The sequence below is a fragment of the Pseudomonas nicosulfuronedens genome (assembly GCF_005877905.1).
GTDB classification, from domain to species: Bacteria; Pseudomonadota; Gammaproteobacteria; order Pseudomonadales; family Pseudomonadaceae; genus Pseudomonas; species Pseudomonas nicosulfuronedens.
This window is the reverse complement of sequence record NZ_SWDV01000008.1, coordinates 1-19934: the sequence shown is the minus strand read 5'-3', so window position 1 is coordinate 19934 and position 19934 is coordinate 1. Positions and strand designations below refer to the sequence as shown.

At 65.4% G+C, this 19934-nt stretch carries 17 protein-coding genes; 10 read left to right on the top strand and 7 right to left on the bottom strand.

Translation table 11 applies throughout. From position 1 onward, the window contains the following. The first annotated feature begins 66 nt into the window (after nucleotides 1-66). From FAS41_RS08400 to FAS41_RS08390, 3 genes are all read left to right on the top strand, one after another. The gene (locus tag FAS41_RS08400) at nucleotides 67-1044 is read left to right on the top strand and encodes an ABC transporter ATP-binding protein (RefSeq protein WP_138521185.1); all 978 of its coding nucleotides are present in this window, start codon (nucleotides 67-69) and stop codon (nucleotides 1042-1044) included. Then, nucleotides 1041-2012 carry a peptide ABC transporter ATP-binding protein gene (locus FAS41_RS08395; RefSeq protein ID WP_138521183.1) on the top strand — a complete coding sequence of 324 codons (972 nt, stop codon included), beginning with the start codon at nucleotides 1041-1043 and terminating at the stop codon, nucleotides 2010-2012. Before FAS41_RS08400 ends, FAS41_RS08395 begins: the two co-directional genes overlap by 4 nt. Before the next feature lie 161 nt (nucleotides 2013-2173). Continuing rightward, a complete protein-coding gene (locus FAS41_RS08390; protein WP_138521181.1) occupies nucleotides 2174-2833 on the top strand; it encodes a hypothetical protein in 660 nt (219 codons plus the stop codon). A 102-nt stretch (nucleotides 2834-2935) separates the two neighbouring features. Here FAS41_RS08390 and FAS41_RS08385 read toward each other — a convergent pair whose 3' ends face one another. Then, nucleotides 2936-3562 (bottom strand): LysE family translocator, encoded by a 627-nt coding sequence (locus tag FAS41_RS08385; RefSeq protein ID WP_138521179.1) that lies wholly within the window; start codon nucleotides 3560-3562, stop codon nucleotides 2936-2938. A 135-nt stretch (nucleotides 3563-3697) separates the two neighbouring features. Here FAS41_RS08385 and FAS41_RS08380 point away from each other — a divergent pair, with 135 nt between their 5' ends. The 3 genes from FAS41_RS08380 (at nucleotide 3698) to prfH (ending at nucleotide 6138) form a co-directional block, all read left to right on the top strand. Next, entirely contained in the window at nucleotides 3698-4180 is a 483-nt protein-coding gene (locus tag FAS41_RS08380; protein ID WP_138521177.1) for an Lrp/AsnC family transcriptional regulator, read from the top strand. A 210-nt stretch (nucleotides 4181-4390) separates the two neighbouring features. Then, nucleotides 4391-5527, top strand: coding sequence for an RNA ligase RtcB family protein (locus FAS41_RS08375; protein ID WP_138521175.1), 1137 nt, complete (start codon nucleotides 4391-4393; stop codon nucleotides 5525-5527). Beyond that, nucleotides 5527-6138 carry a peptide chain release factor H gene (prfH, locus tag FAS41_RS08370; protein WP_138521173.1) on the top strand — a complete coding sequence of 204 codons (612 nt, stop codon included), beginning with the start codon at nucleotides 5527-5529 and terminating at the stop codon, nucleotides 6136-6138. Before FAS41_RS08375 ends, prfH begins: the two co-directional genes overlap by 1 nt. 2 nt (nucleotides 6139-6140) lie before the next feature. On the opposite strand, the gene FAS41_RS08365 is transcribed toward prfH, so the two are convergent. From FAS41_RS08365 to FAS41_RS08355, 3 genes are read right to left on the bottom strand one after another with little or no spacing between them, the layout of a single operon-like run. Next, nucleotides 6141-7058: a 5-oxoprolinase subunit C family protein gene (locus FAS41_RS08365; RefSeq protein WP_138521171.1), complete on the bottom strand. Its 918-nt coding sequence runs from the start codon at nucleotides 7056-7058 to the stop codon at nucleotides 6141-6143. Beyond that, complete coding sequence (gene pxpB, locus FAS41_RS08360; RefSeq protein WP_138521169.1) at nucleotides 7055-7732, bottom strand: 5-oxoprolinase subunit PxpB; 678 nt, start codon at nucleotides 7730-7732, stop codon at nucleotides 7055-7057. Before pxpB ends, FAS41_RS08365 begins: the two co-directional genes overlap by 4 nt. Further along, complete coding sequence (locus FAS41_RS08355) at nucleotides 7729-8484, bottom strand: 5-oxoprolinase subunit PxpA (protein WP_138521167.1); 756 nt, start codon at nucleotides 8482-8484, stop codon at nucleotides 7729-7731. Before FAS41_RS08355 ends, pxpB begins: the two co-directional genes overlap by 4 nt. Before the next feature lie 130 nt (nucleotides 8485-8614). Here FAS41_RS08355 and lpxO point away from each other — a divergent pair, with 130 nt between their 5' ends. Beyond that, nucleotides 8615-9514 carry a lipid A hydroxylase LpxO gene (gene lpxO / locus FAS41_RS08350; RefSeq protein ID WP_138521409.1) on the top strand — a complete coding sequence of 300 codons (900 nt, stop codon included), beginning with the start codon at nucleotides 8615-8617 and terminating at the stop codon, nucleotides 9512-9514. 279 nt (nucleotides 9515-9793) lie between these two features. Here lpxO and FAS41_RS08345 read toward each other — a convergent pair whose 3' ends face one another. Next, nucleotides 9794-12343 (bottom strand): sulfite reductase flavoprotein subunit alpha, encoded by a 2550-nt coding sequence (locus FAS41_RS08345; RefSeq protein WP_246084846.1) that lies wholly within the window; start codon nucleotides 12341-12343, stop codon nucleotides 9794-9796. Between the two features lie 187 nt (nucleotides 12344-12530). Next, nucleotides 12531-14834: a TonB-dependent receptor gene (locus FAS41_RS08340; protein WP_138521163.1), complete on the bottom strand. Its 2304-nt coding sequence runs from the start codon at nucleotides 14832-14834 to the stop codon at nucleotides 12531-12533. A 201-nt stretch (nucleotides 14835-15035) separates the two neighbouring features. On the opposite strand from FAS41_RS08340, the gene FAS41_RS08335 reads away from it, so the two are divergent. The 3 genes from FAS41_RS08335 (at nucleotide 15036) to FAS41_RS08325 (ending at nucleotide 18418) form a co-directional block, all read left to right on the top strand. After that, nucleotides 15036-15716, top strand: a complete 681-nt coding sequence (locus FAS41_RS08335; protein ID WP_138521161.1) for a Fe2+-dependent dioxygenase — start codon at nucleotides 15036-15038, stop codon at nucleotides 15714-15716. Nucleotides 15717-15722: 6 nt separating this feature from the next. Next, nucleotides 15723-16517, top strand: coding sequence for a tetratricopeptide repeat protein (locus FAS41_RS08330; RefSeq protein ID WP_138521159.1), 795 nt, complete (start codon nucleotides 15723-15725; stop codon nucleotides 16515-16517). Between the two features lie 98 nt (nucleotides 16518-16615). Beyond that, nucleotides 16616-18418, top strand: a complete 1803-nt coding sequence (locus tag FAS41_RS08325) for a phosphoethanolamine transferase CptA (protein ID WP_138521157.1) — start codon at nucleotides 16616-16618, stop codon at nucleotides 18416-18418. A 281-nt stretch (nucleotides 18419-18699) separates the two neighbouring features. Here FAS41_RS08325 and FAS41_RS08320 read toward each other — a convergent pair whose 3' ends face one another. Continuing rightward, nucleotides 18700-19863 carry a type III PLP-dependent enzyme gene (locus FAS41_RS08320; protein WP_045209531.1) on the bottom strand — a complete coding sequence of 388 codons (1164 nt, stop codon included), beginning with the start codon at nucleotides 19861-19863 and terminating at the stop codon, nucleotides 18700-18702. Nucleotides 19864-19934 lie beyond the last annotated feature (71 nt).

The following is a 19934-nucleotide window of genomic DNA, read 5'->3' as shown; positions in this document are numbered from 1 at the left end:
CGAGCAAGGACTAAGGCGTCCCCCTCGTTCCTACAAAAAGAACAGAAGCCTGATGGAGACCGCCGTATGAGCCTCCTCGACCTGCGCAATCTTTCGGTGCGCTTCGGCGACCGCAACGCCATCCCGGTGGTGGACGGTCTCGACCTCTCAGTGGACAAGGGCGAAGTCCTGGCCATCGTCGGCGAATCCGGCTCCGGCAAGTCGGTGACCATGATGGCCCTGATGGGCCTGATCGACGCCCCCGGCATCATCACCGCCGACACCATGCAGTTCGATGGCACCGACATGCTGCGCCTGAAGGGCCGCGAGCGTCGGCGCATCGTCGGCAAGGACATCGCCATGGTCTTCCAGGACCCGATGACCGCCCTCAACCCCAGCTTCACCGTCGGCTACCAGATCGAGGAAGTGCTCAAGCTGCACCTCGGCCTGCGCGGCAAGGCCCTGCGCCAGCGCGCGCTGGAGCTGCTCGAACGGGTGGAAATCCCCGGCGCTGCGCAGCGCCTCGACGCCTACCCGCACCAGCTTTCCGGCGGCATGAGCCAGCGCGTCGCCATCGCCATGGCGATTGCCGGCGAGCCGAAGCTGCTGATTGCCGACGAGCCCACCACCGCGCTGGACGTGACCATCCAGGCGCAGATCATGGAGCTGCTGCTGAACCTGCAGCGCGACCAGGGCATGGCACTGATCCTGATCACCCACGACCTCGCCGTGGTCGCCGAGACCGCCCAGCGCGTCTGCGTGATGTACGCCGGGCAAGCCGTGGAGATCGGCCAGGTGCCCGCGCTGTTCGACCTGCCGACCCACCCGTACACCGAGGCGCTGCTCAAGGCGATCCCCGAGCACAGCGCCGGCGAGGAACGCCTGGCCACCCTGCCCGGTATCGTCCCCGGCAAGTACGACCGTCCGCAGGGCTGCCTGCTGTCACCGCGCTGCCCCTACGTGCAGGACAACTGCCGCAGCGTGCGCCCAGCCCTGGACGCCCATGAGCGCGGAGCCGTGCGCTGCTTCTACCCGCTCAACCTGAACGCCGAGGTGGCCCGATGAGCGCCGTACTGACCGCCCGCGACCTGACCCGTCACTACGAAATATCCCAGGGCCTGTTCAAGCCGCACGCCCTGGTCCGCGCGCTCAACGGCGTGTCCTTCGACCTGCAGGCCGGCAAGACCCTCGCCGTGGTCGGCGAATCCGGCTGCGGCAAATCCACCCTCGCCCGTGCCCTGACGCTGATCGAGGAGCCCACCTCCGGCTCGCTGCAGATCGCCGGCCACGAGGTGAAAGGCGCCGACCACGACACCCGCAAGCAACTGCGCCGTGACGTGCAGATGGTTTTCCAGAACCCCTACGCCTCGCTCAACCCGCGGCAGAAGATCGGCGACCAGCTGGCCGAACCGCTGGTCATCAACACCAGTCTCTCCCGCGTCGAACGCCGCGAACGGGTTCAGGCGATGATGAAGCAGGTCGGCCTGCGTCCCGAGCACTACCAGCGCTACCCGCACATGTTCTCCGGCGGCCAGCGCCAGCGCATTGCCCTCGCCCGCGCAATGATGCTGCGGCCCAAGGTGCTGGTGGCGGACGAGCCGACCTCGGCGCTGGACGTGTCGATCCAGGCCCAGGTGCTCAACCTGTTCATGGACCTGCAGCAGGAGTTCGGCACCGCCTACGTGTTCATCTCCCACAACCTCGCCGTGGTCCGCCACGTGGCCGACGACGTGCTGGTGATGTACCTCGGCCGCCCGGCGGAGATGGGCCCGGCGGACAAGCTCTACGAGCGCCCGCTGCACCCCTATACCCAGGCCCTGCTATCGGCAACCCCGGCCATCCACCCCGATCCGGACAAGCCCAAGATCAAAATTCAGGGCGAACTCCCCAACCCGCTCAACCCACCCACTGGCTGCGCCTTCCACAAGCGCTGTCCGTATGCGACCGAGCGCTGCAAGGCCGAAGTCCCGGAATTGCGCCTGCTCGATGAGCGCCAGGTGGCTTGCCACCATGCGGAGCAGTTCCTGAACTGAACCGAAACGGGCCGGTCATAGGCCGGCCCCTCTTTCGGAAACAGCTGCGTCCTACAACGTAGCCGGACCAGGCCTATCGCCTGAGCCAGACAATACCGCCAGGGTGGCACCCCGCCACCGCCTGCGCGCCGTGGCCGTTATCCACAGGGCCACGATCTTCCATGCTGCTGTTCTTCCTTCTGCTCATCCTCGTCACCGCCATCGTCGCCAACGTGCAGTTGCACAAGTGGAAGCGTCAGCGGCGGATGGACGTGCGCGAAGCAGTCAAGTCTCGGAAGCGACCGGCGCCGAAGAAGAAGGCGACGGAGGAAGTCGATCTCGACGAGATCGACTGGGACGGTCTCGACCAGGAAGAGCTGGATGTCACGCCAGCGCCTCCGGCTGCAACTCCGCCAGCGCCCCCCAAACCTGCACCGGTCAGAGCTGAGCCACCCACACCGCCACCTCCGGCAAAGCCGAAAGCCGAACCCAGGGAAGCATTCCTGCCGCTGGAGCGTGCGCTGCAAGAACGGATGTCCAGCGCACACCGCAGCGAAGCCATGGCGCAATTGCGCAAGGCCGACCTGCACGTTCCCGCGCCAGATGCCGGAGAACGGCATGTGGTGCTGGACATGGACGATGGCAGTTACGTGCCAGTCGCCACCCACCCGGCCGCGGCGAGCATTGCCTTGGGTTATCTCGCCGAAGGCATGCAGCAACGCAAGGGCGAACAGTTGGTGCGGGAACTGAGCGGTGGCGACGTTGGCCTGCTGGTAGTCGCGCGCAATCCGCAGAATCCGTCCGTGGCACGGCTGTGGAAGATCCAACCGCAAGACCTCTGAGCAGATCCTTGTAGGAGCGAGCTTGCTCGCGAACAACCCAGGCTTCGAAGCTGCTGGCAAACTGGTTCGCGAGCAAGCTCGCTCCTACGAAAGACTTCAGCCTTACAGATCGCGGATCAGCGCCAGTCGCACACCGAACCCCAGCAGGATGCCGCCGAAGCCCCACTGCTGCATCCGTTGCATCGTCCTGTGCCGCGCCAGCCAGCGGCCCATGCGCTCGCCACTGACCGCATAGAAGCTGTCGAAGCCCAGCCCGACCACTACCAATACGCCGCCCAGTAGTGCGAACTGAAGCGCCAGAGGACCGTTCTGTGGGTGGATGAACTGCGGCAGCAACACCGAACAGAACAGCAGCGCCTTGGGGTTGAGCAGATTGGTCAGCAAGCCCCGGCTGAATGCACGCCGATAGCTGACTGTGGATAACCCGACCGCGCCGGTTGCCTCCGGCAGGCCCACCGGAGCACGCAGCAGTTGCAGACCGATCCACGCCAGGTAGAGGCCGCCACCGATGCGCACCCCATCGAAGGTCCAGGGCGCCGTGCGGAACAGCAGTGCGAGTCCGGTCGCCGCCAACGCCACATGGCAGCCGCGTGCCAGGCCCAACCCGAGCGCAGTTGCCAGCGCCGCGCGGCAACCGTCACGGGCACCGGTGTGCAGCAGGAGAATCATGTCCGGCCCCGGCAGCAGGTAGACCATCGCCAGGGCCAGCAGGAAGACGCCGATATCCACAAGAGCCACTCCGAAGCAGTGATTGCGGATAAGGATTCTATGCCTGAAGGCCCAGGCAGGTGCTTGCGTATTCGACCATCCTGGCGCTAACAATTGGCATATCCTGCCAACCTAAAGCCAATTGAGTAGTCACTCATGCCAATCCAAAAACTGGACGCCTATGACCACCGCATTCTCGCTGCCTTGCAGCGCGACGGCCGCCTGACCAACGTGCAGCTCGCCGAAGAAATCGGCCTGTCGCCCTCCCCTTGCCTGCGGCGCGTCCGCATTCTCGAAGAAGCCGGCATGATTCGTGGCTACCACGCGGAGCTGGGGCGCGACGAAGTCGGCCTGGGGCTGACCGTGTTCGTCGGGGTGAAAGTGGAACGCCACAGCGACACCAGTGCCGCCGCCTTCCGCCAGGCAGTGATCGACCTGCCGGAAGTCATCTCGGTACACCTGGTCAGCGGCGAGTCGGACTTCCTCCTGCAAGTGGTGCTGCCCGACCTGCGCGCCTATGAGCAGTTCCTCACCGGCACCCTGCTCAAGCTGCCGGGCGTCAGCGATATCCGCAGCAACTTCGCCATCCAGACGGTGAAGGAGTCGGCCCCCCTGCCGCTGCGGCACCTGCCGAAATAGCGGGATTGCGCGCGGGCGGCTGCGCGCCTATCATTCGCCACCGTCCCATCCACCGACAGCAAAGGAGAGACATCATGCAAGCACTGATCACCCTTTGCAGGTCGCGTCTGGCGTAATCGTTTCCCCGCCGCCCCTTTGGCGGCATCGCATTGCCCGGCTCCGGCCTGCCCCCATCCTCTTTTTTCGTTTCATTCCTCATGGGATTGGACAATGGGCAATTGCATCCAAAATCTGTCCGCCGGCATCACCCTGATTGCCGCGGACGACACCTGGATCGAAGGTAAAGCGATCCAGCAACTTGAAACCACCGCCCGCCTGCCGGGCATGCAACGGGTCGCCGGCATGCCGGACCTGCATCCCGGGCGCGGCTACCCGATCGGCGCGGCGTTCTTCTCCATCGGCCGCCTGTATCCGGCGCTGGTGGGCAACGACATCGGCTGCGGCATGGCGCTGTGGCGCACCGATATCGCCACCGCCAAGCTGAACCTGGACAAGCTGGAGAAGCGCCTGGGCAACCTCGACGGCCCGCTGGACGAAGACTGGAGCGAGCGCATTGCCGGCTTCGCTCTGCCACCCTGCGGCCACGAGCACTCGCTGGGCACCATCGGCGGAGGCAACCACTTCGCCGAGCTGCAGCAGCTCGATCAGCTCTACGACGAAGCCGCCGTGGCAGCCCTCGGTCTCGACCGTCGCCACCTGCTCCTGCTGGTGCACAGCGGCTCGCGCGGCCTGGGCGAAGCCATCCTGCGCGAGCAGGTGGACCGCTTCAGCCACCAGGGCCTGGAGGAAGGCACCGACGACTGTGCGCACTACCTGGCTCGCCACGACGGCGCGCTGCGTTTCGCCGAAGCCAACCGTCAGCTGATCGCCCTGCGCATGCTCGACCGTCTGCGTGCAGATGGTGCGCAGGTGCTGGACGTGAACCACAACCTCGTCAGCCCCGCGCAAGTCGAAGGCATCAACGGCTGGCTGCACCGCAAGGGCGCGACGCCGGCGGATCGCGGGGTGATGGTCATCCCCGGTTCGCGCGGCGACTACAGCTACCTGGTGGAGCCGGTCGCCGATCCGCGCAGCCTCTTTTCCCTCGCTCACGGCGCGGGGCGCAAGTGGATGCGCAGCGAGTGCAAGGACCGTCTCTCGGCGCGCTATCGCGTCGAGCAACTGGCCCGCACCGCGCTGGGCAGCCGGGTGATCTGCGGTGATCGCGGGCTGATCTACGAGGAGGCGCCGGAAGCCTACAAAGCCATCGACTCGGTAGTCGGTGCACTGCGCGAAGCGGGCCTGCTGCGGGTACTGGCTCGACTCAAGCCGGTGCTGACCTACAAGACCCGCGGGGAGTGCTGCTGATGATCCTGCTGCAACTTACCGCGGCCCAGGGGCCGGACGAATGCGCACTGGCCGTGGCCAAGGCCCTGCAGCGACTGCTGCGCGAGGCCGAAGCCAGCGGGGTCGAGGCTCGCACGATCGAGGAAGAAGCCGGCCCGCGCCGGGGCACCCTGCTCTCGGTGCTGCTGGCGCTGGACGGCGACTCGGCAGCAACCCTGGCCGAGGAGTGGAGCGGCACCCTGCAATGGGTCTGCGCCAGCCCTTACCGGCCCAACCACGGGCGCAAGAACTGGTACTTCGGCGGCGCACGATTCAACGCGCCACCGGCCAGCCTCGAAGGTGAAGTGCGCTTCGAAACCTTGCGCTCCTCCGGTCCCGGCGGGCAGCACGTCAACACCACCGACTCGGCGGTGCGCGCCACCCATGTTGCCAGCGGCCTGAGCGTGAAGGTCCAGAGCGAGCGCAGTCAGCACGCCAACAAACGTCTGGCGCTGCTGCTGATTGCCCGCAAGCTGGAGGAACGCGCGGAGCAGGCGAGCAGCGAGCTGCGTGCCGAACGCCGGCTGGTGCATCACCACCTGCAACGCGGCAATCCGCGCCGGGTGTTTCGTGGCGAACGCTTCGAAGGCTGAGGTCAGCCGGAGAAGAAGCGCAGGAAGGCGCGCAGGTCCGCCTGCGCCTGTTCCACGCTCGCCGCCACGAAACGCACATCGCTATGCGCCGGGCATTGCGCCAGACGGCCGATGTCCAGCGGATGCAGCACGCCCAGCAACGGGTAGCCGCCCATGGTCTGGCGGTCGGCCAGCAGGACAATCGGCTGGCCATCCGGCGGTACCTGGATGGCGCCTTCCACGATCCCCAGCGACCATTGCCGGCGAGGCGCGCTCAGTGCCTCGCCGCGCAGTCGCACGCCCATGCGATCGGATTGCGGGCTGATCTGCCAGCGCTGTTCGAAGAAGGCCTGGCGCTGCTCCTCGCTGAAAGCATCCGGGCCGGGCAGCACGCGCAGGATAGGGGTCTCGCAGTAGTCCGGTCGATAAGGCCAGGGCACGCTGGCACCGAGAGTGAAACCTTCGCCGTGGGCTGCGCATTCCAGCAGATCGTCGGCTTGGAGCGGCTGGCCATTGCCGCCAATTCCTCCGAGCTTTTCCCGCGTCTGGGTCGCAATGCTGCCCAGAATCGACTGCGCATGGAAGCCTCCGGCAGTGGCGAGATAGGCCCGTTGACCGGCGCGGGCGAAGCCCAGTTTCAGGCGCTGCCCTACCCTTGCGCGAAAGCGCGACCAACCCGGCAGCGGCTCGCCATCCAGAGTTGCCGGCACGTCGGCACCGGTCAGCGCCAGCCAGGTGTCCGCCTGCACTTCCAGCACCACCCCGCCCAGCGCGATTTCCAGCAACGGCACGCCTGGCATATTGCCGAGCAGTCGATTGGCCCAGGCCGCGGCCTGTTTATCCACAGGGCCGCCGGGCGAAACGCCCAGGTGCTGCCAGCCTTTCCGACCGCCGTCCTGCAGCAGACACAGCGGGCCGCAGGCGATGACTTTCAGGCTCATGGCTCGCCTCCGGCCGCGCGATAAGCCGCCTTATCGAGGGGTACGAAACGCACGCGATCACCCACGGCCAACGGGCAAGGCGGCTGTTGACCGGGATCGAACAGGCGTTGCGCGGTGCGGCCGAGCAGATGCCAGCCACCGGGCGAGGCCTGTGGATAAACCGCCGTCTGCCGCTCGGCAATCGCCAGGCTGCCGGCGGGCACATGCGTGCGCGGCGTCGCCCGGCGCGGCAAGGCGAGGCGTTCGTCCAGCTCGCCGAGGTAGGCGAAGCCGGGAGAGAAGCCGATGGCGCCGACGCAATAGTCGCGCCCGGCGTGCAGGTCGACCACCTGGGCGGAGGTGAGCCCGCAGAGTCGCGCAACTTCCGCGAGGTCTTCACCGGCATACCACACGGCGATTTCATGCAGGCGCCCGGCGCGGTCGGCGAGGAAGTCATCAGGCCAGTCCGCCAGGGCCGCTCGCACGCGGAGCTGCAATTGAGGCAGGTCGATGCGCAGCAGGTCGTAATGCAGCAGCAAGGTGGTCCAGCCCGGCACGCAATCCGCCAGCGCAACGCCCAGCTCGGCGCGCAAGCGCTCGGCCAAGCGGGCAATGCGCAAGGGCAACCTGTCGTCGGGCTGCTCGGCGAGGGTAATCAGCAGCGCCGTGGCGCCGAAGGCTTCGACGCGGATCATGCCTGGTCCAGCAGGCCACGCAGGCGCCGCAGCACCGCCAGGGATTCGGGATTGTCGCCATGCACACAGAGGCTGTCGGCGCGCAGGCGTAATGGGTTGCCGTCAATGTCAGGGAAGGGTTCCCCACGGGCGATGGCCAGGGCCTGGTCGAGGATGCGCTGCGGCTCGTGGTGCACGGCGTTGGGCAGGCGGCGCGGAGCAAGCTGGCCATCGGGCAGATAGGCACGATCGGCAAAGGCTTCGAACATCAGCGGCACGTCGGCAGCGTCAGCCAGTTGCAGTTCGCGGTTGTTATCAGCCAGGGCCAGCACCATCAGCGGCAGGCGCTTGCGGTAGGCGGCACAGGCATCGAGCACCGCGGCGAGCAGCGCATCGTCACGCACGAGGTCGTTGTACAGCGCGCCATGGGGCTTCACGTAAGCCACCTGAGTACCGGCGGCGCGGCAGAAGGCGTCCAGCGCGCCGATCTGGTAGAGCACCAGGGCGTGGACTTCCTCGGGCGAGCAGCTCATGTGGCGGCGGCCGAAGCCGGCCAGGTCCGGGTAGGCCGGGTGCGCACCGATGCTGACGTCCTGCTCCACCGCCAGACGAACGGTGCGCTGCATGGTCAACGGGTCGCCTGCATGGTAGCCGCAGGCGAGGTTGGCCTGGTCGATCAACGGCATGGCGTGGGTGTCGTCACCCATGCGCCAGGCGCCGAAGCTTTCGCCCATGTCGCAGTTCAGCAGGATTGGCGTCGTGCGCTCGGTCATCGGTCGGTCCTGGGTTCTGTCTCCGACACAGGTTACTGCACCGGCTGGCCTTTGGCCTTCGGAGAATACTCAGTCACGTTCAGGAGGAGTACTATCCCCGGTCTGTAGTAACGGATACCACCCCCGAATGATCAAAGCCGCCATCCTGGCCGCCTTCGGCCTGAGCATCGTTTATGTCCACCTGCGTGGGCGGGTGCGCCATAAGTTCACGCGCCAGCTGAGCGACCACTCCAGCTTCCTGGCGCCGATCAACTGCCTCATGTACCTGTTCTCCAAGGTGCCGAGCCGCCCCTACCTGGCGACCGACGAATTCCCCGAGATGCGCCTGCTCAGCGATAACTGGGAAGCCATCCGCAGCGAAGCCCTGCACCTGCGCGACGCCGGCAGCATCAAGCGCTCCGACCAACTCAACGACGTGGGTTTCAATTCCTTCTTCAAGACCGGCTGGAAGCGTTTCTACCTGAAGTGGTACGACGACAGCCACCCGTCCGCCGACGCCTTGTGCCCGAAGACCACCGAACTGCTGCGGCAGATTCCGTCGGTCAAGGCGGCGATGTTCGCCGAGCTGCCGCCGGGCTCGCGCCTGGTGCGCCACCGCGACCCCTACGCCGGTTCGCTGCGCTACCACCTTGGCCTGCTGACGCCCAATGATCCGGGCTGCTTCATCGAGGTGGACGGCGAGCGCTACCACTGGCGCGATGGCGAGGCGGTGGTGTTCGACGAGACCTACATCCACTACGCCGAGAACACCACGGACCATGACCGGGTGATCCTCTTCTGCGACATCGAGCGCCCGTTGAAGTATGGCTGGGTGACGGCGTTCAACCGCTGGTTCAGCCGCAATGTGATGGCCGCGGCCGCATCCCCCAACGACGCGGGCGACAAGACCGGCGGCATCAACCGCGCCTTCGCCTCGCTGTACAAGATCCGCCTGCAGGGCAAGGCGCTGAAGAAGCGCAACCGCAAGCTGTACTACCTGCAGAAGTGGGGCTTCTTCGCGGCGGTGCTGGCACTGTTCCTGTGGATCTGAGCGGCTGGATTCAAGCGCCCCGATAGCCAAAAAAGGCCTCCGCATTCGCGGGGGCCTTTTTGTTTGTGCCATTTGAGGAGCTGTGCGTAGGGCGAATAACGTTGGCACTTCATGCGCCCTACGAAACTGCCGGGAGCGCAGTGCAGTGTTTCCCTGTAGGAGCGAGCTTGCTCGCGAACCCAGCCAGCTCCGGAGCTGCCGGGATATCTGCTCGCGAGCAAGCTCGCTCCTACAAAAAAAACGCCACTTCGTCGCGATTGACCTACACCCAACGCAGGATCAGTACACGTCGCGCCGATAGCGCCCGCTCTCCAGCAACGCCTCGACCTCGGCGTCGCCAAGCATCTCGCGCAACGCGCAATCGACGCCCTCGGCCATGCCTTGCAGGCTGCCGCAAATGTAGATTGCCGCGCCGTCATCGAGCCACTGGGCGAGCACTTCGCCGCTGGCACGCAGACGGTCCTGCACGTAGACCTTCTCGTCCTGGTCGCGGGAGAAGGCAACGTCCAGGCGCTGCAGTTCGCCGCGCGCCAACAGGCCTTCCAGTTCCTCGCGGCAGTAGAAGTCGTGGGCAATGTTGCGCTCACCGAACAGCAACCAGTTGCGCGAGCGGCCCTCGGCCACGCTCGCCTGCAGCAGTGCGCGCAGGCCGGCGATGCCGGTGCCATTGCCGATCAGGATCAGCGGGCGATCCTCCTCGGTCAGGTGGAAGCTGCGGTTGCGGCGCAGGCGCATCAGCAGGCTGCCGCCTTCGGGCAGGTACTCGGTCAGCCAGCCGGAACAGATGCCCAGTGAGCCGTCGGCATGTTGCTCCTGGCGCACGATCAGCTCCATGGCCCCTGCGCTGCGCAGCGAGGCGATGGAGTACTGGCGCACCGAGAGCTTGATCAGCGCGTCGTACACCGCCTGACCGTGCTGGCCGACCAGATGCTCGAGGTTCGCCGGCAGCAGGCAGCCAGCCAAGGCGTCCTTCAGCGGCATCGCCAGGCCATCCACCTGCACCTGGGCGGCGCCATCCAGGCCGAGGCGGGCGAGCCAGCGGGCGACGAGGAACTGTGGCTGACGCGGGACGATTTCCACCAGGTCGCCAGCGGCCCAGTCGATCTGCGAATCGTTCGGCGCACTCAGGCGCAACAGCCAGGTGGATTCGCCCTGGCTGCCGGGATTGAGGTGCTCACGGCCACTCAGCGTCCAGACTTCGAAGGCTGGCACGGTGAAGGCCACTTGCGGCGCGGTGCCGGAGAGTTCGGCCAGGCGCACCTGCCAGTCATGCAGCGCGGCGGCGTCGCCGTTGTCCACTTCCACGCCATCGAACAGCGGGCGCGCGCCCTGCCCCTGCAGCCAGCCCTGCATACGCCGGGCGAAGCCGCAGAAATGTTCGTACTGACGGTCGCCCAGGGCGAGGATGGCAAAGCGCAGGTCATTGAGCCCCAGGGTCTGGCCAAGCAGTTGGCGCTCGAAGCCACGGGCGCTGTCCGGCGCCTCGCCTTCACCGAAGGTGCTGACCACGAACAGCGCATTACGGGTCTGCTCCAGCTGCGCGCGGTCCAGATTGCCCAGCGGCTCGACACGTACCGGCAGCCCGGCGGCCTGCAGCTGACCGGCGCTCTGCCACGCCAGTTGCTCGGCAAAGCCACTCTGGCTGGCGTAGCCCACCAGCCAGGAGTCGGCACCACCGGCCGTGTTCTCCAGACCGCCACGGGCCGCTAGCGCGGCGCGCTTCTTGCGGCGGCGGTCCAGGTAGAGCAGCCAGCCGGTGATGAAGAACAGCGGCATCGCCAGGCTGGCGAGCATCATCAGGATGCGACCGGTAAGGCCGAAGTAGCTGCCCACGTGCAGGGCATAGACGCTGGTGAGCAGTTGCTTGCCGGCGCTGCTGTCGTTATAGCGGCGATGCTTGAGCAGCTTGCCGCTGGCCGGGTCGATGGTCATCTCGTTGAAGGCGCGCTCGTGGGCGGCGTCATCGAGGAGGTAGAACACGGTGGCCGGCTGACCCTTCACCGGCGGCAGGCGCAGGTTGTAGGCAGTCATGTTGGGGCCGCCGGTCTGCGCGACGGTGTTCCAGATGGCCGTGGCATCCACCACCGGCGGCGGTCCCTCGGGCGCCGGGCCGCGCTTGCCGCCACCGCGCTGGCCGCCCTTGGCCTGGCCGGCGGGGGCATCGTCGAGCAGCTTGAACAGGCCGTTGCGGTACCACTCGTAGGACCAGTACAGGCCGGTCAGCGAGGCCAGGAGGTAGAACACCAGGCACCAGGTGCCAGCCACCGCGTGCAGGTCCCAGTTGAAGGCGCGGCCCTTCTTGCGCCAGTCGAAAGTCAGCCAGATGCGCCAGTTCAGCGCCTTGCGCGGCCAGCGCAGGTACAGCCCGGAGAGGCAGAAGAAGACCAGGATCAGGGTGCAGGCGGCAGTGATCCGCTGGCCGACTTCGCCAGCGGCGAGGAAGCGATGCAGCTGCATGATGAACATGAAGGCGCCCTCGCCCACGGGCGCGGGCAGAGCTTCTGCGGTGTACGGGTCGACATAGAGCGATTCGCCACGGCGCTGGCCCGGCGGCGGCGTGAAGAAGAGACGCGCGGATTCCACGCCCTCGGTCTTGAGCCAGAGGAAGGACACCTTCTTGCCCGGCTCGGCGCTCTCCACCCGGCGGATAAGCTCGTCCATGGGCAGCACGGACTCGGCGCGCTTTTCCACCACCAGGCTGTCGGGGTTGATGGCGCGCAGGATTTCATCCTGGAACGACAGCATCGCCCCGGTGATGCCCATCAGCGCCAGCACCAGACCTGCGCTGATACCGAACAGCCAATGCAACTGGAACAGGACTTTCTTCAACACCGCGGTTTCACCTTCGCAGACCCATCACGCAGGGCGGGCATTTTAATGAGAATGGCTCGCAAACGCAGCCCATTTAACAATCTTTACCCTGGCCTTACCTTCGTTGAACGGGCGCCAGCCCCGGACAAAGAAAAGCCCCGGTCGAGGAGCATCGGCCGGGGCAGGTCGCCAGAGGTGCGCGGCCTTAGAAGTGGAAGTTGGTGGACAGCAGTACGGTGCGGCCGGCCGCCTGGGACGCGTAGTGCGAGGCGTAGGCCTTATCGAAGTACTTCTTGTCGAAGACGTTCTGCACGTTGAGCTGGAAGTCGACGTTCTTGCTCAGCTTGTAGGCGGCCATCGCGTCGTAGCGCCAGTAGTCCGGGACGTACATGGTGTTGGCCACGTCGCCGTAGACCTTGTCGACGTAGAAGGTGCCGCCGCCGATGGTGGCGTTGGGCAGGACATCGTAGGTGGTCCACAGGCTGAAGCTGTTTTCCGGGGTGTTGGGCATCTGGTTGCCGTCGTTGGAGGCCGCGGTGGCGTTCACCGTGCCGCTACGACCGGACTTGCCCGCCTTGACCAGCTCGCTGTCGAGGTAGCTGTAGCCGGCGAACACTTTCCACTTGTCGGTGATCTTGCCGCTGGCGGACAGTTCGATGCCGTCGACGCGGGATTGGCCGGCGTTGTCGTAGGTCTGGTTGGAGACCAGTACCCGGGCGTTGTCCTTGTCGGTGCGGAAGATCGCCGCGGTCAGCTCCAGGCGCTCGTCGAGGAAGCTCCACTTGGTACCGATTTCGTAGTTGGTGGTTTCTTCGGGCTCCAGGTTGTTCTTCACCGCGAAGGTATCCACGGCGTTGCCGGTGTCACCGTTGTCCAGCATCGAGCCGGGCGGGGTCGCGGAGGTCGCGTAGGAGGCGTAGATGCTGCCATTGGGCGCCGGTTTGTAGACCACGCCGGCCTGCCAGTTCCAGAAGCTGGAGCTGTCCTCGAACTTGGTGGTCGGGCTCACGCCATGGTTCTTCGCGGTGGTCTCGAAGCTGTCGAAACGCGCGCCGACGTTGACCTGCCATTGCTCGTTCAGGTCGATGGTGTCGAAGCCGTAGATGGCCTTGGTGGTGGCCACGGTGTTCAGCGGCTTGTAGTTACGGACGATGCTGCCGTTCCACGGATCGTGCGGATTGGGGTTTTCCAGGCTGGTGCAGTTGTAGCCGCTGGGCGCGCCGACGATGGCCGGACGGCACTTGTTGGCACCGGCACTGGAGCCGGTGTTGGTGTTCACCGTGTAGCCGTCGCGCTTGCTGTCTTCGCGGGTGAATTCCAGGCCGGTGGTGAAGCTGTTCTTGAAGCCGGCCAGGTAGAACTCGCCGAACAGGTCGGTCTGGTTGGTCGCGGTGGTGGTGGTGCTGATGCGGTTGTTGTTGCGGCGCCAGACGGTCCCGTTGTTGATGTTGCCCTGGCTGTCGTCGGGCTGGGTCCAGATGTAGTCCTGGTGCGCAGTGCCGTAGCGCAGGGTGTTGCGCAGGCTCAGGGCATCGTTGAAGTCGTGTTCGAAGGTGAGGGTGCTGGTGTCGATGCGGCTCTTCTGGAAGTCGCGATCCTCGAGGCCGTAGTAGTTGTCGCGGTCGACGTTCACCGGCTTGTCGGGGTTGTGCTTGCTGCGGTCGGCACTCTTGGCGTACGGAATGCCCGAGTCCGGCGTGTCGTCGCTTTCCAGGTGGTAATGGCTGACGGTGACGCGGGTCGGGCCGTTGAGGCCGAAGGTCAGGGACGGCGCGATACCCCAGCGGCTGGCATCCACGGCCTGGCGACCGGCGACGTTCTGGTCGTGGGTCATCAGGTTCAGGCGGAACGCGGCATTGCCGTCGAGGAATTCCTGGTTGGTGTCGAGGGTGTAGCGACGGGTCTGGTCGGAACCGTAGGTGAAGCTGCCGTCGGTGAAGTTGCCGGCCTTGGCCTGCTTGCTGATCAGGTTCAGGCTGCCACCGGCCGAGCCGCGGCCGCCGAAGGCAGAGTTCGGACCCTTGCTGACTTCGATCTGCTCGAGGTTGAAGACTTCACGCGATTGCGCGCCAGTGTCGCGGACGCCGTCGACGTAAGTGTCGCTCTGCGCGTCGAAGCCGCGGATGAACGGACGGTCACCGGTCGGGTTGCCACCTTCACCGGCGCCGAAGGTGATGCCCGGCACGGTACGCAGGGCGTCCTGCAGGGTCAGCGCACCGGTGTCCTTGATCACCTGCTGCGGCACCACGGTCACCGAACGCGGCGTATCCAGCAGCGGCGCGGTGTACTTCTTCGACGCGGACTTCTCGACGTTGTAGGTGGTCGGGTCCTGTTGCTGGCTGCCGACGACGGTGTCGGCGTCCAGGGACAGCACGTCCTGGCCGGACTTCTTCGGCGCTTCGTCAGCGTGGGCCAGTTGAGCGCCGGACATGGCGGTGATCGCCACGCCGACAGCGCTGACTAGAAGGCGCGGCTTGCTGCCGGCGAACTCGGTGGATTGACGCGACATCGAAACTCCCTCCCCAGGGGTTCATGAAGGCCGCGCAATTTATTGCAACTGAGAATTTGTATCAATTCACATTCATTACCATACGCACATGATTTACAACTTTTACACTTTCTCCCTGTCGGAAGTAGGGGTATGCCGGTTGTACCGATATGTTGCAAATCATTATCATTGGCAAATTATCGAAACTGATGGAACCGGCCCATGTTGCTGCACATTCCCGGCGTCTTCACCCGCGATGAGGTGGCGCGCATCCGCGCGGCCCTGGAACAGGCCGAGTGGGCCGACGGCAAGGTCACCGCCGGTTACCAGTCGTCCCGCGCCAAGCACAACCTGCAACTGCCGCAGGACCACCCGCTGGCCCGCGAAATCGGCGAAGCCATGCTGCAGCGCCTGTGGAGCAACCCGCTGTTCCAGTCGGCAGCCCTGCCCAGCAAGGTCTTCCCACCGCTGTTCAACTGCTACACCGGTGGCGGCTCGTTCGACTTTCACATCGACAATGCCGTACGCGATGCCCAGGGCGGCCGCGAGCGGGTGCGCACCGACGTGTCCTCGACCCTGTTCTTCAGCGACCCGGAGGATTACGACGGCGGCGAACTGGTGATCCAGGACACCTACGGCACCCAGCAGGTGAAGCTGCCGGCCGGCGACCTGGTGCTCTACCCCGCTACCAGCCTGCACAAGGTCAACCCGGTGACCCGTGGCGCCCGCATCGCCTCGTTCTTCTGGACCCAGAGCCTGGTACGCGAGGACAGCCAGCGCGCTTTGCTGTTCCAGATGGACCAGTCGATCCAGGCGCTGACCCGCGACGTGCCGGACCATCCGGCGCTGATCGAGCTGACCGGCACTTACCACAACCTGCTGCGCCGCTGGGTGGATGTCTGATCTGTCATGAGTTTCGTCCTGCGTCGCACTGAAGAAATCAATGTCGAGGACCTCACCGGCCAACTCGCCGATGACCCGCGGCAGACCGCCCGGCTTATCCTGACCGGCGCCCGCGAGGGCGACCTCGAAGCCCAGGCGCTGCTCGGGCAGATCCTCCTCGACGGCCACGGCATCGAGCAGGACGTCAGCCTGGCCCTGACCTGGTTCGGCATCGCTGCCGAACGCGGCCACGCCATGGCGCGCAACATGCTCGGGCGCTGCCTCGAACACGGTTGGGGTTGCCCGCAGGATGAGGCCGCCGCCGCTCGCCATTACGCGATAGCGGCGCAGCAGAAGCTCGACTGGGCGATGTACAACCTCGCCAACCTGCTCTCCACCGGCCGTGGCGTGCAGCGCAACGACGCCCGCGCGCTGGCGCTTTACCAAAGCGCGGCGGCGCTGGGGCACGCCAAATCGATGAACCTCGTCGGACGCTTCCACGAGGAAGGCCTGGTGGTAGCGCGCGACCTGGACGCGGCGCACCAGTGGTACCGTCGGTCGGCCGAGGCCGGTGACTTCCGTGGCCAGTTCAGCCACGCCTCGGTGCTCGCCGAGCGCGGCGACCTGCCCGCCGCGCGCGTCTGGCTGGAGCGCGCACTGGAAGGCGGCAACCTCAACTTCCTGCGCGTGGCCCGCCAGCAGCTGGCGGCCTCCATGCCGCCGAGCCTGCGCGAGCTGACCCTGGCCTACTTCCAGCGCGCCGCCGAACTGGGTGACGAGTCGGACCTGCGTCACCTCGCCGAGCAGATGGGCGTCGCCTGACGCCCCTTGACGTAATTTTCACGCCCACCCTGCTAGCTTTGCCGGCTAATCTGGCTGCCGGACCGTTTCGGCAGCCGCCTGGCAACGACGAGGCGCAAGTGTCGAACACCACATCTCCCGCAGCGCGCAAACGCGTGGACTGGGCCGCCCTGGGCTGGCTCCTGCTGTTCTTCTGGTACTTCTCCGGCGTTACCCAGGCGCTGATCCTGTTCAGCGGCACCACTGGCTTCGCCGGTTTCCGTGACGCGTTCTTCCTCAGCAGCCTGTGGCTCGCACCGCCGCTGCTGCTGCCGCGCTTCACCAAGGGCGTCGCCGCCATCATCGGCCTGGTGCTCTGGGGCGCCTCGCTGGTGGGCCTGAGCTACTTCGGCATTTACAAGCAGGAGTTCTCGCAGAGCGTCATCTTCGTGATGTTCGAGTCGAACACCGCCGAGGCCGGCGAGTACTTCAGCCAGTACTTCAGCCTCTGGCTGTGCCTGGCACTGCTGGCCTACACCGTGGTCGCCGTGGTGCTGTGGAAGCGCATCCGTCCGATCAACATGCCGGCCTATGCCCGCATACCGCTGGCCGTGTTGCTGGTCGTGCTGAACCTGTTCTATCCCTTCTACAAGCAGATGGTCACCCAGGAGCGTACCTTCGCCCAGGCGGTGGAAAAGGTGCAGTCGCGCATGGAGCCGGCGGTTCCGTGGCAGTTGGTGGTGGGTTACGTCCAGTACCGCCAGCAACTGGACAACATGCAGAAGCTGCTGCAGCAGAACGCCTCCCTGCCTCCCCTGCAGAACCTCAAGGACAGCAGCGGTAACGAGCCGCGCACCCTGGTGCTGGTCCTGGGCGAATCCACCACTCGCCAGCACATGCACCTCTATGGCTACGGCCGCGACACCACGCCGAACCTCGACGCCCTTGCCGCCAGCGGCCAGGGCCTGACCGTGTTCCAGAACGTGGTCGCGCCGCGCCCCTACACCATCGAGGTGATGCAGCAGATCCTCACCTTCGGCGATGAGCAGAACCCGGACCGCTTCCTCACCGATCCGTCGCTGATCAACCTGATGAAACAGGCGGGCTACAAGACCTTCTGGATCACCAACCAGCAGACGATGACCAAGCGCAACACCATGCTCACCACCTTCTCCCAGCAGACGGACGAGCAGGCGTACCTGAACAACCAGCGCAACCAGAACGCCAGCCAGTACGACGGCGTGGTGCTCGACCCGTTCGAGAAGGCCCTGAAGGACCCGGCGCAGAAGAAGTTCATCGTGATCCACCTGCTGGGCACGCACATGGACTACCGCTACCGCTATCCGGACGAGTTCGCCTACTTCAAGGACCGCCAGGGCGCCCCCTCGGCCCTGTCGGATGACCAGGTGGAAACCTACAACTTCTACGACAACGCGGTGCGCTACAACGACTTCGTGGTGTCGAGCCTGATCAAGCGTTACTCGGCCGCCAACGCCAACGGCTTCATGCTCTATCTCTCCGACCACGGTGAGGAGGTCTACAGCTCGGGCAACCACGACCGCCTGGGCCGCAACGAGATGGACCCGACCCGACCGATGTACACCATTCCGTTCATGGTCTGGACTTCGCCGAGCTGGCAGGCCGAGCACCCGCGCGACCTGCAGGCAGTGGCCAATCGTTCCTACAGCAGCTCGCACCTGATCCACACCCTGTCGGACCTTGCGGGCCTGAGCTACGACCGTTACGAACCGGCCAAGAGCCTGGTGAACGAGCAGTTTGCCGCCGCCCCGCGCTGGATCGGCGATCCGTACAAGAAGGATGGCCTGCACGAGTTCGACAAGCTGCCGCAGGACAAGGCCGCGACGCAGCAGGAAATCGCCGACGGCACCAAGGCGCCCGCCACGGCACAGGCACCGGTGAAGGCGCAGCCCAACGAGGGTTGAGTCTTCCCGACGCACCGTAAAACGCCCCGCACTGCGGGGCGTTTTTCTTTCCAAGCACCACCCGCACCTGCAGGAGCGCCCCATGGGCGCGATCGCGGGCATGGCCCGCTCCTACACGGCGCCCACGCACCACAAAGTTGGTAGGGCGCATAACGCGCCAGCGTTATCCGCCATTCAGAGACGGCGGATAAACTGTTCCAGGTTATTCGCCCTACGAAAAGCGCCGCCGGCAGATAATGAAAAAGCCCCGCATCGGCGGGGCTTTTTCATCGAGGCGAGGCTTACAGGTAGAACGCCTTCAGCGGCGGGAAGCCGTTGAATTCCACCGCACTGTAGCTGGTGGTGTAGGCGCCGGTGGACAGCCAGTACAGGCGGTCGCCGGCAGCCAGGTTCAGTGGCAGGCCGTACTTGTAGTGCTCGTACATGATGTCCGCGCTGTCACAGGTCGGGCCGGCGATCACCACTTCTTCCAACTCGCCCGCCTTCTCCACGTGGATCGGGAACTTGATGGACTCGTCCATGGTTTCGATCAGGCCGGAGAACTTGCCCACATCGGTGAACACCCAGCGCTCCACGGCGGTACGCGACTTGCGCGCCACCAGCACGACTTCGCTGACCAGGATGCCGGCGTTGGCGATCAGCGAGCGGCCCGGCTCCAGGATGATTTCCGGCAGCTCGTCGCCGAAGTCTTCCTTGAGGAAACGGATGATTTCTTCCGCGTAGGTTTCCAGGCTGTTGGTCTTGGCGATGTAGTTGGCCGGGAATCCTCCGCCCATGTTGATCAGCTTCAGCTCGATGCCGTCTTCTTCCTTCAGGCGCTCGAAGATGACCTTCACCTTGGCGATGGCCGCGTCCCATACACCGATGTCGCGCTGCTGCGAACCCACATGGAAGGACACACCGTAGGGCACCAGACCCAGGTCGCGGGCCAGCACCAGCAGGTCCATGGCCATGTCGGACTGGCAACCGAACTTGCGCGACAGCGGCCAGTCGGCGGAGGTGGAGCCTTCGGTGAGGATGCGCACGTAGACCTTGGAGCCCGGCGCGGCCTTGGCGATGTTGCGCAGGTCGGCCTCGGAGTCGGTGGCGAACAGGCGCACGCCCTTCTCGTAGAAGTAGCGGATGTCGCGGGCTTTCTTGATGGTGTTGCCGTAGCTGATCTGTTCGGCGCGCACGCCGGTCTTCATCACCTTGTCCAGCTCATAGATGGAGGCGATGTCGAAATTCGAACCCTTGTCGCGCAGCAACTCGGTGATTTCGGTGGCCGGGTTGGCCTTCACGGCGTAGTAGATCTTGGCGAACGGGAAGCAGCCGGTCAGCTGGTCGTAGGCATCGGCGATGGTCTGCTTGTCGATGACAACGAAGGGGGTTTCCTGCTTGTCGGCAAACGCCTTCATACGCTGGAAGGTTTCGGGGGCGAAGTAATCCTCGACCTTGATGGACATGGTTGGGAAGGCCAATGGGAAGTACTTCTGAAGTCGCCAGATTGCTTCTAGTACTGGATCTTGGCCCTGGG

What these genes read in the sequence shown, in the direction of transcription:
- FAS41_RS08400 (WP_138521185.1), top strand. Translation starts at nt 67, where the DNA reads ATGAGCCTCCTCGACCTGCGCAATCTTTCGGTGCGCTTCGGCGACCGC.
- FAS41_RS08395 (WP_138521183.1), top strand. Translation starts at nt 1,041, where the DNA reads ATGAGCGCCGTACTGACCGCCCGCGACCTGACCCGTCACTACGAAATA.
- FAS41_RS08390 (WP_138521181.1), top strand. Translation starts at nt 2,174, where the DNA reads ATGCTGCTGTTCTTCCTTCTGCTCATCCTCGTCACCGCCATCGTCGCC.
- FAS41_RS08380 (WP_138521177.1), top strand. Translation starts at nt 3,698, where the DNA reads ATGCCAATCCAAAAACTGGACGCCTATGACCACCGCATTCTCGCTGCC.
- FAS41_RS08375 (WP_138521175.1), top strand. Translation starts at nt 4,391, where the DNA reads ATGGGCAATTGCATCCAAAATCTGTCCGCCGGCATCACCCTGATTGCC.
- prfH (WP_138521173.1), top strand. Translation starts at nt 5,527, where the DNA reads ATGATCCTGCTGCAACTTACCGCGGCCCAGGGGCCGGACGAATGCGCA.
- FAS41_RS08365 (WP_138521171.1), bottom strand. Translation starts at nt 7,058, where the DNA reads ATGAGCCTGAAAGTCATCGCCTGCGGCCCGCTGTGTCTGCTGCAGGAC.
- pxpB (WP_138521169.1), bottom strand. Translation starts at nt 7,732, where the DNA reads ATGATCCGCGTCGAAGCCTTCGGCGCCACGGCGCTGCTGATTACCCTC.
- FAS41_RS08355 (WP_138521167.1), bottom strand. Translation starts at nt 8,484, where the DNA reads ATGACCGAGCGCACGACGCCAATCCTGCTGAACTGCGACATGGGCGAA.
- FAS41_RS08340 (WP_138521163.1), bottom strand. Translation starts at nt 14,834, where the DNA reads ATGTCGCGTCAATCCACCGAGTTCGCCGGCAGCAAGCCGCGCCTTCTA.
- FAS41_RS08335 (WP_138521161.1), top strand. Translation starts at nt 15,036, where the DNA reads ATGTTGCTGCACATTCCCGGCGTCTTCACCCGCGATGAGGTGGCGCGC.
- FAS41_RS08330 (WP_138521159.1), top strand. Translation starts at nt 15,723, where the DNA reads ATGAGTTTCGTCCTGCGTCGCACTGAAGAAATCAATGTCGAGGACCTC.
- FAS41_RS08320 (WP_045209531.1), bottom strand. Translation starts at nt 19,863, where the DNA reads ATGTCCATCAAGGTCGAGGATTACTTCGCCCCCGAAACCTTCCAGCGT.